At 67.7% G+C, this 12386-nt stretch carries 16 protein-coding genes and 1 riboswitch; of the genes, 6 read left to right on the top strand and 10 right to left on the bottom strand.

Annotation, left to right across the window (positions count from 1 at the left end):
- Positions 1 to 11: 11 nt before the first annotated feature.
- Positions 12 to 455, bottom strand: coding sequence for a PPOX class F420-dependent oxidoreductase (locus ACJH71_RS14910; RefSeq protein WP_406758778.1), 444 nt, complete (start codon positions 453 to 455; stop codon positions 12 to 14).
- A gap of 62 nt (positions 456 to 517) precedes the next feature.
- Here ACJH71_RS14910 and ACJH71_RS14905 point away from each other — a divergent pair, with 62 nt between their 5' ends.
- Both ACJH71_RS14905 and ACJH71_RS14900 read left to right on the top strand, forming a co-directional pair.
- Positions 518 to 1033, top strand: a complete 516-nt coding sequence (locus tag ACJH71_RS14905) for a DUF1697 domain-containing protein (RefSeq protein ID WP_406758777.1) — start codon at positions 518 to 520, stop codon at positions 1031 to 1033.
- 25 nt (positions 1034 to 1058) lie between these two features.
- Positions 1059 to 1880, top strand: a complete 822-nt coding sequence (locus ACJH71_RS14900; RefSeq protein WP_406758776.1) for a class I SAM-dependent methyltransferase — start codon at positions 1059 to 1061, stop codon at positions 1878 to 1880.
- On the opposite strand, the gene ACJH71_RS14895 is transcribed toward ACJH71_RS14900, so the two are convergent.
- Positions 1877 to 2254 (bottom strand): GntR family transcriptional regulator, encoded by a 378-nt coding sequence (locus ACJH71_RS14895; protein ID WP_406758775.1) that lies wholly within the window; start codon positions 2252 to 2254, stop codon positions 1877 to 1879. The two genes, ACJH71_RS14900 and ACJH71_RS14895, sit on opposite strands and share 4 nt — an antisense overlap.
- A 28-nt stretch (positions 2255 to 2282) precedes the next feature.
- On the opposite strand from ACJH71_RS14895, the gene ACJH71_RS14890 reads away from it, so the two are divergent.
- Positions 2283 to 2996, top strand: coding sequence for an SIR2 family NAD-dependent protein deacylase (locus tag ACJH71_RS14890; RefSeq protein WP_406758774.1), 714 nt, complete (start codon positions 2283 to 2285; stop codon positions 2994 to 2996).
- A 7-nt stretch (positions 2997 to 3003) separates the two neighbouring features.
- Here ACJH71_RS14890 and ACJH71_RS14885 read toward each other — a convergent pair whose 3' ends face one another.
- Positions 3004 to 3642 (bottom strand): class I SAM-dependent methyltransferase, encoded by a 639-nt coding sequence (locus tag ACJH71_RS14885; protein ID WP_406758773.1) that lies wholly within the window; start codon positions 3640 to 3642, stop codon positions 3004 to 3006.
- A gap of 143 nt (positions 3643 to 3785) precedes the next feature.
- On the opposite strand from ACJH71_RS14885, the gene ACJH71_RS14880 reads away from it, so the two are divergent.
- Positions 3786 to 3911 carry a hypothetical protein gene (locus ACJH71_RS14880; RefSeq protein ID WP_096867583.1) on the top strand — a complete coding sequence of 42 codons (126 nt, stop codon included), beginning with the start codon at positions 3786 to 3788 and terminating at the stop codon, positions 3909 to 3911.
- A 291-nt stretch (positions 3912 to 4202) separates the two neighbouring features.
- Here ACJH71_RS14880 and ACJH71_RS14875 read toward each other — a convergent pair whose 3' ends face one another.
- The 3 genes from ACJH71_RS14875 to ACJH71_RS14865 are packed head-to-tail and all read right to left on the bottom strand — an operon-like array spanning position 4203 to position 7090.
- A complete protein-coding gene (locus ACJH71_RS14875) occupies positions 4203 to 5201 on the bottom strand; it encodes a nitronate monooxygenase family protein (RefSeq protein WP_406758772.1) in 999 nt (332 codons plus the stop codon).
- An 8-nt stretch (positions 5202 to 5209) separates the two neighbouring features.
- Complete coding sequence (locus ACJH71_RS14870; protein WP_406758771.1) at positions 5210 to 5962, bottom strand: 3-hydroxyacyl-CoA dehydrogenase; 753 nt, start codon at positions 5960 to 5962, stop codon at positions 5210 to 5212.
- A 42-nt stretch (positions 5963 to 6004) separates the two neighbouring features.
- Positions 6005 to 7090 (bottom strand): CaiB/BaiF CoA transferase family protein, encoded by a 1086-nt coding sequence (locus ACJH71_RS14865; protein ID WP_406758770.1) that lies wholly within the window; start codon positions 7088 to 7090, stop codon positions 6005 to 6007.
- A 51-nt stretch (positions 7091 to 7141) separates the two neighbouring features.
- On the opposite strand from ACJH71_RS14865, the gene ACJH71_RS14860 reads away from it, so the two are divergent.
- Positions 7142 to 7951: an enoyl-CoA hydratase gene (locus ACJH71_RS14860; protein ID WP_406758769.1), complete on the top strand. Its 810-nt coding sequence runs from the start codon at positions 7142 to 7144 to the stop codon at positions 7949 to 7951.
- A gap of 82 nt (positions 7952 to 8033) precedes the next feature.
- Here the strand turns inward: ACJH71_RS14860 and ACJH71_RS14855 are convergent, their stop codons facing one another.
- The 4 genes from ACJH71_RS14855 to ACJH71_RS14840 form a co-directional block, all read right to left on the bottom strand.
- Positions 8034 to 8753, bottom strand: coding sequence for a lysostaphin resistance A-like protein (locus ACJH71_RS14855; protein ID WP_406758768.1), 720 nt, complete (start codon positions 8751 to 8753; stop codon positions 8034 to 8036).
- An 80-nt stretch (positions 8754 to 8833) separates the two neighbouring features.
- Entirely contained in the window at positions 8834 to 9352 is a 519-nt protein-coding gene (locus tag ACJH71_RS14850; protein WP_047317638.1) for a gamma carbonic anhydrase family protein, read from the bottom strand.
- Positions 9353 to 9357: 5 nt separating this feature from the next.
- The gene (locus ACJH71_RS14845) at positions 9358 to 10146 is read right to left on the bottom strand and encodes a crotonase/enoyl-CoA hydratase family protein (protein ID WP_406758767.1); all 789 of its coding nucleotides are present in this window, start codon (positions 10144 to 10146) and stop codon (positions 9358 to 9360) included.
- The gene (locus ACJH71_RS14840; RefSeq protein WP_406758766.1) at positions 10143 to 11288 is read right to left on the bottom strand and encodes a thiolase family protein; all 1146 of its coding nucleotides are present in this window, start codon (positions 11286 to 11288) and stop codon (positions 10143 to 10145) included. The genes ACJH71_RS14845 and ACJH71_RS14840 overlap by 4 nt, the downstream gene beginning before the upstream one ends.
- A 106-nt stretch (positions 11289 to 11394) precedes the next feature.
- Here ACJH71_RS14840 and ACJH71_RS14835 point away from each other — a divergent pair, with 106 nt between their 5' ends.
- A complete protein-coding gene (locus tag ACJH71_RS14835; protein ID WP_406758765.1) occupies positions 11395 to 12045 on the top strand; it encodes an SDR family oxidoreductase in 651 nt (216 codons plus the stop codon).
- Positions 12046 to 12099: 54 nt separating this feature from the next.
- Positions 12100 to 12304, top strand: a riboswitch (cobalamin riboswitch).
- The last annotated feature ends 82 nt before the right edge of the window (positions 12305 to 12386 follow it).

Here is a 12386-nt window from a genome sequence, read left to right as displayed (position 1 = left end):
GTGGCAGATGCTCAGCGCACGCCCGGCGGCATGCCGTAAAGGTGATGGATGGGCAGCGTCAGCAGCACGCGACGGTCGGTCACCATGGCCTGGCGGTACTCGTCCCAGTCCGGGTGTTCCCCGGCGATGTTGCGGTACAACGTAATCAACGCCTCGACGGTGTCGTCATCGGGCGCGGCGGCCGGCGGCGTCAACTGGGCATCCCCCTCGGCGACGGCATAGGACCAGCCGTCGTCGGAATCGACCAGCAGCGACGCCCTGGGATCACGGCGCAGGTTGCGGGTCTTGGCTCGCGGTTCGGTGACCGAGACCTGCACCACCAGAGACCGCGGATCGAAGTAGTACTGCACGTTCGACAGCTGCGGGCGCCCGTCGCGTTTGAGGGTGGCCAAGACACCGAGTGAGTTCCCGCTGATCAAGGCAAGCAACTTGTCGTCGAATACCTGGCGTCCCATGATCGAAGCCTACCGACGCGTCCGGCTATTGCCATTGTTCTTCCACCGATTGGAGTCGTCTCATGACCCGGTATGCACTGTTTCTGCGCGGCGTGAACGTCGGCGGAGTCAACCTCAAGATGGCCGAGGTCGCCGCCACGCTGACCGCCGCCGGATTCTCCGAGGTCCGCACCCTGCTTGCCAGCGGCAACGTGCTGCTGGACTCGCCCGCCAATGCCGCGAAGGTGCGTGCCACCGCCGAGGCGGCGTTGCGGGAGCGCTTCGGCTATGAGGCCTGGGTGCTGGTCTACGACGTGGAGACGGTGCGCGACATCGTGGCTGCCTATCCCTTCGAACCCGAGGTCCCCGACCAGCACTCCTATGTCACGTTCGTCGCCGACGACGCGGCGCTGACCGAACTGTCTGGGCTCGCAGCCGATGCCGAGGAGAAGATCACCCTCGGTGACGGGGTGATCTACTGGCAGATCCCCAAGGGCGACACCCTGACCAGCACGGTGGGAAAGACGATGGGCAACAAGCGGTACAAGTCCGCCACCACCACCCGCAACCTGCGCACTCTGAACAAAATGCTGCGCTGATGCGCGCACCGGTAAGGTCGCAGGCGTGAGCCAGGCACAGAAAGTCACCCTGACCGGGGTCTCCGAAACCGCGTTGCTGACGTTGAACGCTCGGGCGACAGAAGCCCGCCGCTCCGACGGGATCATCGACGACCCGATGGCGATCCGCCTCGCCGATTCGATCGACTTCGATTTCGCGAAGTTCGGGCCGACGCGCCAGGACATCGCCCTGCGCGCCTTGGCCTTCGACGAGCAGACCCGGCAGTTTCTGGATCAGCACCCGTCGGGCACCGTGGTGGCCCTGGCCGAGGGCCTGCAGACCAGCTTCTGGCGGGTGAGCGCGAGCGTTCCCGAGGCCGCGTTCCGCTGGCTCACCGTCGATCTCCCGCCGATCGTCGACATCCGCACCCGGCTGCTGCCGGCGTCGCCGCAGGTTTCGGTGTGTGCCCAATCCGCCTTGGACTACAGCTGGATGGAGCGGGTCGATCCGGACAACGGCGTGTTCATCAGCGCCGAGGGCCTGCTGATGTACCTGCAGCCCGAGCAGTCGCTGGCACTGATCGCCGAGTGTGCCCGCCGATTCCCGGGTGGGCGGCTGCTCTTCGATGTACCGCCGCCGTTGATGGCGATGCTGATTCGCCGCGGGGTGTGGACCTCGCTGCGCTACAAGGCTCCGCCGATGCCGTTCAACCTGTCGGTGAGCGAGGCCGCCGATCTGGTGAACACCATGCCCGGCATCCGGGCCGTTCGCGATCTGCCGTTGCCGGCCGGGCGCGGCTGGCTGTTCAACACCCTGCTCTCGAGCGCCTATCGGCTGCGCTTCCTCGACCCGGTCCGTCCGTCACTGACCCTGCTGGAATTCGGCTAGGTAGCGTCGGCGCTGCCGAAGGCCGCGTCGAGGTAGCGCAGCGCATCGGCCTTGCCCAAACCGACCGCGCGGGCCGCGGCCGCGAAAGCGCCGGCCGCCTGCGTCATGGCCGCATCTGCTGGGTCACTGCTCGCCACGAAAGTGCCGAACCGGCCCCGCGTTTCGACGACGCCGCCGGCCTCCAGCTCGCGGTAGGCGCGCGCGACGGTGTTGACCGCCAGTCCCAGCTGACTCGCCAGTTCGCGCACCGTCGGCAGCCGGGTTCCCGCGGGCAGTGCCCCGGCCCGGACCGCCGCGATCAGCGCAACCCTGATCTGATCGAACAGCGGCACGTCGGCATGCGCGTCGGTTTTCAGCAGGTCCGCGAAGTCCATTGGGCCAGTATCCCGCTATCTTGGTGGCGTGCGGGTGGTGGTGTTCAGCGGTGCAGGGATCTCGGCGGAGAGCGGGATACCTACCTTCCGCGACGACGAGAAGGGGCTCTGGTCGCAGTACGACCCCTATGAGGTGTCCAGTATCGACGGCTGGAATCGGCAGCCGGAACTGGTCTGGGGCTGGTATGTGTGGCGCTGCCAGCTGGCACGCCGCTATGAGCCGAACCTGGGCCATACCGCGATTGCGGACTGGGAACAGCACGCCGACGTCCAGGTCATCACCCAGAACGTCGACAATCTGCACGAGCGCGGCGGCAGTTCGACGGTTCACCATCTGCACGGCCGGATGTTCACGTTCCGCTGCTCGGACTGCGAGCAACCGCACGACACGCAGCTGCCGGAGCTGGCGGAGCCCGTGCTCGAAATCATGCCCCCGCAGTGCGAGTGCGGCGGCTTGATCCGCCCGGACGTGGTGTGGTTCGGCGAACAGCTACCCGACGAGCCGTGGAACGCAGCGGTCGATGCCATCGATGCCGCCGACGCGGTGATCGTGGTTGGCACATCTGGCGTGGTCTATCCGGCGGCCAGCCTGCCCGAGCGGGCGCTGGAGCTGGGCAAGACCGTCATCCAGGTGAATCCGGAACCGACACCGCTGTCGGAGCGGGCCACGGTTTTTCTGCAAACCACTGCGTCGGCGGCGCTGCCGGGAATGGCACAGCGGTTGCCGTTCCTGCTGGGCTGACTCGGTATCAGGCCGGGCGGTTGGCCGAGCCCAGTGCGAATTCCGACACCGGCACCGGGGCCCATGCCGGGAATTGGTGCCCGCGCCGCGATTTGCCGACGACGAAGCCTGCGGCGGTGATCATCTGCTCGGTCTCGCGGTGGGTGTGGCAGTTGCCGAACAGTCGGGGCCAGAAGGTGGCGTCGGCCAGCCGTTGCAGTCCGCCGCGCACCCCGGCGCTGGCGACATGCTCGAAGTAGCGCAGCTCGCCGCCGGGCTTCAGCAATGCGAACAGCTGGCGCAGCACTTCCTCCGGCTGGTCGACTGAACACAAGACCAGCGAGCACACGATCGCGTCGAAGGGTTCCCCGGCGTCCAGGGCCTCCACGGTGCTCGCCACCACGGTGATGGGCACCGGAGCCGCCGCCGCGACAGATACGGCGGTATCCCGCAGCCGTGACTCGGGCTCGGCGGCCACCACCTCGGTCACGGTGCCCGGGTAGAAGCCGAAGTTGCTTCCGGTGCCGGCTCCGATCTCCAGCACCCGCCCGGACAGACCCTCCAGGTTCTCTCGGCGACGGTCCCGCAACCAGTCGGTCTCGCGGCTGGACATGAAGGTCCAGATCCGGGCGAACAGCGGGTTGTCCAGGGTGTCCGGTGCGCTCATGGGAGCCACCCTAGCTGGGCGGAGCGGGTCACCGGCACGTCCCCGAGCACAGGCCCCGCAAAGGCTACCGGTCAGTAGTATTGCCACCATTTCCCGAAACGTGACTCAATGATTCCTTAATAGTGACCAATAAGCTCAGGGGCATGTGGATCGACGACTCAAGTGCCGACGTCATCAAGGTTGACTTCGAGGCCCTCTACCACGGCGATTTCCTCGTCGAGGGCGACACCTCGGAGCAGTTCGACGGCCTGCATTCGCTGGCCAGCTGATTGATCGGCGCCGCGACAGCGGCGCCTTTCAATGCCGCGTAATGACGCGACGGCGGCCGCCCCCATCCGGGTAGGACGCCATCTGTGAGCCAATCCATTTCTCTAGTATTCAGGTTGAGCCCCGCGGTCGCCCTAGCCGAGCCCCGAGTGTGGCCGCCAGTCAGCACTCTCGCCGGGTCCTTCAACGCCAAACGCCGAACGTGCAACCAGACCGGAGAATCCGCGGATTTTCCGGTCTGATCGCACGTTCGGCGCTGGTAAGCGTCAGGCCGACGACCTAAAACACCGCCGTCAGGCGACGTTCTCCTCGTCCTCGTCCTCGACCATGTTGCCCAGGCGGCCCAGGATGATCTCCTCGGCCTCAGACACCATCCGCGACACCAGTTCGTCGCAGGTCGGGATGTCGTTGATCAGCCCCATCGCGGTGCCCACGGTCCAGATCCCGGCGTCGACGTCGCCTTCGTCGAAGACGCGGCGGCCGCGCACACCGGCCACCAGCTCTTGGACGTCGGGGAACTGACCGCCGTTCTTGAGGATCTCCACGACCTCGCGGGACACCGCGTTGCTGGCCACCCGAGCGGTGTTGTGCAGCGAGCGGAAGATCAGCTCGGTGCCGCGCTCGTCGCCGGCCACGATGGCTTCCTTGACGTTCTGGTGGATGCAGGACTCCACGGTGCACATGAACCGCGAGCCCATGTTGACGCCGTCGGCGCCCAGGGCCAGCGCCGCGACCAGGCCGCGGGCGTCGGCGAAACCGCCGGAGGCGATCATCGGGATCTCGATCTGCGCCGCGGCAGCCGGGATCAGCACCAGACCCGGGATGTCGTCCTCACCCGGGTGCCCGGCACATTCGAACCCATCGATGCTGATGCCGTCCACACCCAGGCTCTGCGCCTTGACCGCGTGCCGCACCGAGGTGCACTTGTGCAGCACCTTGATTCCGTTGTCGTGAAACATCGGCAGGTGCGGCGCCGGGTTGGAGCCGGCGGTCTCGACGATCTTGATGCCGGCGTCGACGATCACCTGGCGGTATTCGTCGTAGGGCGGCGGGTTGATCGCCGGCAGGATGGTCAGGTTCACCCCGAACGGCTTGTCGGTGAGATCCCGGGTCTTGGCGATCTCATTGGCCAGGTCGGCCGGCGTCGGCTGCGTGAGCGCGGTGAGGAAACCCAGCGCCCCGGCGTTGGCGACCGCGGCCACCAGCTCCGCACGACCCACCCACTGCATGCCGCCTTGGGCGATGGGGTGCTCGACCCCGAATGTCTCGGTGAACTTCGTTGTAATAGCCATCGTCTCTCCTACCTGGGGGCCATCCGGATCGCACCGTCGAGGCGGATGACCTCGCCGTTGAGCATCGGGTTGTTGATGATGTGCTCGGCCAGCGCGCCGTACTCGTCGGGGTCACCGAGCCGCGACGGGTGCGGCACCTGCGCACCCAGCGACTTCTGCGCCTCCTCGGGCAGCGAGCCCAGCAGCGGCGTCTTGAACAGGCCCGGCGCGATGGTGCAGACCCGGATCAGGTCACGGGACAGATCCCGGGCGATCGGCAGCGTCATACCGACCACGCCGCCCTTGGACGCCGAGTAGGCGGCCTGCCCGATCTGGCCCTCGAACGCCGCCACCGAGGCGGTGTTGATGATCACGCCACGCTCGCCGTTGATCGGCTCGGTCTTGGCGATCCGCTCGGCCGAGAGCCGCAGCACGTTGAACGTGCCGATCAGGTTGACCTGGATGATCTTGGTGAAGGCATCCAGTGGGAACGCGCCGTCCTTGCTCAGCGTCTTGATCGCGTTGCCGATACCGGCGCAGTTGACGTTGATCCGCACGGGGCCAAGAGATTCCGCGACGTCCAGAGCCGCGCCGACCGCCTCGGGGTCGGCCACGTTGGCCTCCACGAAGCGGGCCCGGTCACCGAGCTCGGAGACCACGTCCTCGCCCTTGAGGTCGATCACCACGACCTGGCCACCGGCGTCCAGCAGGCGTTTTGCCGTCGCCAATCCCAACCCGGAGGCACCGCCGGTGACAACGGCTACCGCGTCCTTGATCTGCACTCTCTTGGCCCCTCTCAATCCCAACCGTCTGGTTGGTCGGGACTATACCCAGTCGCTCAGGATGGACTCGTTGTCGGCTCCCAGAACGGCAGGCGGGGTCGGGACGTCGGGAACGCTGCGCGAGAACCGCGGCGCCGGCATCGGCTGCAGATAGCCGTTGACGTCGTAGAAGGTGTCACGCTCGGTGATGTGCGAGTCGGCCTGCACCTCGTTGAACGCCAACACCGGCGCCACGCAGGCATCGGAGGTGGCGAACACCTTGGCCCAGTGGTCCCGGTCGTGGGCGGCGAACGCCGCGGTCAGCTTCTCCCGCAGCACCGGCCAACCGCTGACATCGTTCTGCGCCGGCAACTCGGCGGGGTCCAGCTCCAGCTTCGCCAGCAGTTCGGCGTAGAACTGCGGCTCGATCGAGCCGACCGACACATACTTCCCGTCGGCACATTCGTAGGTGTCGTAGTAGGGCGCACCGGTGTCGAGCATGTTGACACCACGCTCGTCGCTCCACAGCCCCTGCGAGCGGAAGCTCCACATCATCGCCGAGAGCACACTGGCCCCGTCGACCATCGCCGCATCGATCACCTGCCCCTTACCGGAACGCTGCAGCTCCCACAGCGCGGCCAGGATGCCGACCAGCAGGAACATCGACCCACCGCCGAAGTCACCGGTCAGGTTCAGCGGCGGTACGGGGCGCTCGCCCTTGCGCCCGACGGAGTGCAACAGCCCGTTCAGCGAGATGTAGTTGATGTCGTGGCCGGCCTGCTGAGCACGCGGGCCGGTCTGCCCCCAGCCGGTCATCCGGCCGTAGATCAGCCGCTCGTTGACCTTGGCGCAGTCCTCCGGGCCCAGGCCGAGCCGCTCGGTGACGCCCGGCCGGAAACCCTCGATCAGCACATCGGCCTTGGCGACCAGTTGCAGCACCAGGTCGCGGCCCTCCGGCGACTTCAGGTCAGCGGTCACCGAGCGGCGGTTGCGCAACATGGTGTCCTTGCTGGCCCCGCCGCCGAATTTCGGCGGCCGCTCCACGCGGACCACATCAGCACCCAGGTCGCCGAGGATCATCGCCGCGTGCGGTCCCGGCCCGATCCCGGCCAGTTCGATGACCCGCAGCCCCGCCAGTGGTCCCGCCATATCTGCCTCCTCGTCGTGTGCCTGTGTGATCTGCATCTTAGGGTGAGGGCCATGACTGCAATCGACTCCGGCATCGACACCCTGGCCCCGGTGGCGGGCGTGTCCGTCACCCTGACCGACGGGGTGCTCTCGGTGACCATCGACCGCCCCGACAGCCTCAACTCGGTGACCACCGGTGTGCTGGCCGGTATCGCCGACGCCATGGAAGCCGCCGCCCGCGACCCGCGGGTCCGTGCGGTCCGGTTCGGCGGCGCGGGGCGCGGCTTCTGCTCCGGTGCCGGGATCAGTGCCGACGACGCGGCCGAAGGAGTGCCGACCGAGATCATCGTCGAGGCCAATCGCGCGATCCGGGCGATCGTCGCGTTGCCGCGGCCGGTGGTGGCCGTTGTGCAGGGTCCGGCGGCCGGTATCGGCGTGTCCCTGGCACTGGCCTGCGACCTGATCGTGGCCTCGGACAAGGCCTTTTTCCTGTTGGCGTTCACCAAGATTGGACTGATGCCCGACGGCGGTGCGTCCGCGTTGGTTGCTGCGGCCGTGGGCCGGACCCGCGCCATGCGGCTGGCACTGCTGGCCGAACGACTGTCGGCCGCCGACGCCCTGGAATGGGGACTGATCAGCGCGGTGTACCCGGCCGAGGAGTTCGACGCCGAGGTAGACAAGCTCCTGGCCGGCTTGCTCGCCGGGCCCGCCGCGGCGTTCGCCAAGACCAAACACGCCATCAACACCGCGACCTTGACCGAGCTGGATGCGACCCTGGACCGCGAATACGTCGGGCAGTCAATCCTGTTGAACGCCCACGACTTCCGCGAAGGCGCCCGCGCGTTTCAGGAGCGGCGCTCCCCCAATTTCACCGACTCCTAAGCGGCGACGAGCGTGCGCAGAATGCCACGCTCAAGGGCGTGTCGCCGTGCAAACACGCACGCTCGCGCAAAGTTTGGAGCCGCTACATCCCGAAGATCGGGGGCAGCGCCAGCACCATCACCAGCCCCCACACCAAGTGGGTCAGCACCGGGGCCAGCACTCCACCGGTAGCGCGCCGTTCGAGAGCGCAGACGGTACCGAGCACCAGCGCGGCGCCCCCCACCATGAGGTTGCCCGCGGCCATCATCGCCGCGACGTAGAGCAGGGTGGAGAACACCAGCGGGGAGCGGCGGCCGAACGCACTGAACAGTGCACCACGGAAGAACAGCTCCTCGGCGATCGCGTTGACGAGGGCGATCAGCACCACCAGCCGCCAGGAGACTTCGGTGGTGTAGGCCAAGATTGCGACCACCTGATCGGCCAACGGCGGAATGTCCTGTACCGCAAGCCCGCCCAGCAGGAACACCCCGCCGAGCACCAGGCCGACGCCGGTGCCGGTGAACACCGGCCGCTCGTTACGTCCGCGGAACCGCAACACACCCAGGTGCAGCGGTCCGGCCGCCACCGCCCCCACCGTCCACACCACGGCCAAGACCAGCGACAGCCAGTAGAACGCCGCATCGCCTGGAAGCTTGCTGTGCATGGCGGCCAGTACCGCGGCGCCGATCACCACGACCACTCCGACGACGGCACGCCGCCGCTGCACCACGGCCCGTGGCTCGTGATAGGGCAGGGCGACCCTGGTCATGATGTCGGTGATCTCACGCAGCAGGCCGGGGCGGGTTGGACTGATCTGGGTCATAGGAGGACGTCCCCTCAGCGGCGGGTTGAGCAACGTCCCTAAAACGTAGCGGCCGAACGGCGGCCGGTGGCCCAAATGCGTTAGTTCGCTCGATGGACTTCGATCAGTCGCCGGTACGCCGCGGCGTTGTACCGATTGTTGCGGACCTCGGCCTCGCTCAGGTCTCGTCGTACCCGGCCCGGCACCCCCGACACCAGCGATCGGGGCGGCACCACCATCCCCTGCGGGATGACGGCACCCGCCGCGACCAGCGAGCCCTCCCCCACGACGGCACCATTGAGGACGATCGCTCCCATGCCGATCAGGCAGTCGTCCTCAATGGTGCAACCGTGCAGCACCGCGTTGTGCCCGACGCTGACGTGTGCCCCCACTCGACAGGGGAACTCCTTGTCGACGTGGACGGTCACGCCGTCCTGGATGTTGGTGTCGATGCCGATCTCGATCGGCTCGACCTCGGCGCGCAGCGTCGCCGAGTACCAGACGCTGGCCCGAGCGGCCAGGCTGACCTGGCCGATCAGGCTGGCGTTGGGTGCCACCCAGGCCTCCGGGTGTAGCTGCGGGGCGCGCCCGCGGATGGAGATCAGAAGCGGCTCCGGCACGCCGCTCAACGCGCCTTCCACACCGGTGCGCGCTTCTCGGCGAACGCCCGGGGTCCCTCCTTGGCGTCCTCGGACCGCAGCAGGGCGGAGAACTCCCGGCCGGTGCGAGCCCACCCGTCCACTTCGCCGGGGATGGCCCCGTCGTCGACGCCGTAGGCGATCCGCTTGCTGGCGCGCACCGACAGCGGCGCGTTACCGGTGATCCGTTCGGCCAGCTCCAGGGCTGCCTCCAGCGCGCCGCCGTCTTCGACCACTCGGTTGACCAGTCCCCAGCGGGCCGCGTCGGCCGCCGAGATGGGCTCCCCGGTGTAGAGCAACTCCAGGGCAACCTTGCGGGGCAGCTGATCGATGATGCGGAACACCCCGCCGGCACCGGCGATCAGGCCGCGCTTGACCTCGGGCAGGCCGAATTGGGCACGCTGCTCGGCGATCACCAGGTCGCTGGCCAGCGCGATCTCGGTGCCGCCGCCCAGCGCGGTGCCGTTGACCGCCGCGATGACGGGCTTATCGATGAAGTGCTGCACGAAGCCGGCGAAGCCCCACTCCGGGTGCTCGGGGTGGTAGATGTTCTCCCGGCTGGCGATCGCCTTGAGGTCGGCTCCGGCACTGAACGACTTGTCGCCGGCGCCGGTGAGCACTACCGCGCGGACCTCGTCGTCGTCTTGAGCCTGCGCCAAGGCGTCGCCGATGCCGGCACTGACGGCCCCATTGATCGCGTTGCGCGCGTCGGGCCGGTTGATCGTGATCAGCAGGACATTTCCGCGCCGTTCTACCAGAACGGCCGCGTCACTCACAGCAGCTCCAGGATGGTGGCGTTGGCCTGGCCGCCGCCTTCGCACATGGTCTGCAGTCCGTAGCGAATTCCGTTGGCGCGCATGTGGTAAAGCATGGTGGTCATGATCCGGGCGCCGGAACCACCGAGCGGGTGACCCAGCGCGATCGCCCCGCCGTTGGGGTTGAGCCGCTTCGGGTCGGCACCGATTTCGGCGAGCCAGGCCATGGGAACCGGGGCGAAAGCCTCGTTGACCTCGAACACCCCGATGTCGTCGACACTCAGGCCCGAGCGCTGCAGCGCCTTCTGGGTTGCCGGGATCGGACCGGACAGCATCATCACCGGGTCAGATCCGGCCAGCGTCGCGGTGTGCACCCGCGCCAGCGGGGTCAGGCCCAGTTCGCGGGCCTTGGCCGCCGACATGAACAGCAGCGCTGCCGAGCCGTCGGAGATCTGGCTGGAGTTGCCGGCGTGAATCACGCCGTCCTCCTTGAACGCGGGCTTGAGCTGGGCCATCTTCTCCAGCGTGGTGCCGCGGCGGATGCCCTCGTCTTCGCTGACCACGTTGCCCTCGGAGTCCGTGATCGAGACGATCTCGTCCTTGAAGGCGCCGGCATCCTGTGCGTTGCCGGCCTTTTCGTGCGAGGCCAGTGCGAACTCGTCGAGCGCGGTACGGCTCAGTCCCCACTGGGTGGCCATCATCTCCGCACCGATGCCCTGGTTGGGGGTCTGGCTGTAGCGCGCCTTGAAGGAATCCCCGTACGGCCGGCCGCCGTTGGCCAGCGAGGAACCCATCGGCGTACGCGACATCGACTCCACACCACCGGCGACCACGACGTCGTAGTGTCCGGCGACCACACCGGCGGCGGCGAAGTGCACCGACTGCTGGCTGGATCCACACTGGCGGTCCACCGTCACCGCGGGCACGCTCTCCGGCCATCCCGCACTCAGCACCGCCGTGCGGCCGATGTCCAGGGCCTGCTCACCGGCCTGCATGACACAACCCCAGATCACGTCGTCGACCAGGGCCGGGTCCACGCCGGCCCGGTTGACCAGCCCGTTGAGCACCTGGGCGGACAGCTCGGCCGGGTGTACCCCGGACAGTCCGCCGTTGCGCTTGCCGACAGGCGCGCGCACCGCTTCGACGATGACGGCTTCAGCCATTGGGTGCTCCTTAGTTCGTTCGGGGTCTTGTTGCCTCGATTGTCGACTGGCGCGCTCGGCCGGCGTCAGCGGGGGTCACTCCACGCTCCCGCGTACCGTCGAATCCATGGCACGCATCGTGATCATCGGCGGCCACGGCAAGATTGCCCTGCTGCTCGCCCCCGTCCTCGCCCATAGCGGCCACCAGGTCAGTTCGGTGTTCCGCAATCCCGACCACGCCGAGGAGGTCGCGGTCACCGGTGCGGTCCCGGTGGTGGCCGACATCGAGCAACTCGATACGGGTGGCCTGGCTCGGCTGGTGGCCGGCCACGACGCGGTGGTGTTCTCCGCCGGAGCCGGCGGCGGCAACCCGGCACGCACCTACGCCGTCGATCGCGATGCCGCCATCCGCAGCGTCGACGCCGCCGAGCAGGCCGGTGTGCGGCGCTTCGTAATGGTGTCCTACTTCGGTGCAGGTCCTGATCACAGTGTTCCCGCCGACGATCCGTTCTTTCCGTACGCGCAGGCCAAAGCCGCCGCCGACGCCCACCTGCGTGCCACCGATCTGGACTGGACGGTGCTGGGCCCGAGCCGGCTCACCCTTGAGCCGGCGACCGGCCGGATTGCCGTCGGCCCCGAGACCGGCAAGGGGCAGGTCTCCCGCGGCAACGTCGCAGAGGTGATCGCGGCCTGCCTGGCCGACAACTCGACCATCGGCCGCACCATCGAATTCAACGACGGTCCGACCCCGATCCCGGAGGCGCTTCGAGCCGATTGACCAGGTAATCTTCATTACGCAACTGGTTTGCCGTAGCTGCCGTAAGGCGGTGTCGGCATCGAGCGCAATGCGGTTTTCCGCGGAGCGCAAGAGGGAACCCGGTGAGAATCCGGGACTGTCCCGCAGCGGTATGCAGGAACGACCGCCGTCACAAAGCACTGGTCACGGGTTCGCCCACCGACTGGGAAGCGACGGCCATTAGGAGCACCTCGGTGCGCGCCTGCGAGTCCGAATACCTGCCCGTTGTGCTGGGCGCGCCGCGCCCGGCGGATCAACGCCTCGCGGAATGGGCGTCTGGTTTTGAGGGTTATAGTGCTTTATATATAGGCACGGGACCGGAT

The sequence above is a fragment of the Mycobacterium sp. SMC-15 genome (genome assembly GCF_045310925.1).
GTDB lineage: Bacteria > Actinomycetota > Actinomycetes > Mycobacteriales > Mycobacteriaceae > Mycobacterium.
Note: the sequence above shows the minus strand (reverse complement) of the source record. Positions and strands in the feature narration are given on the sequence as shown.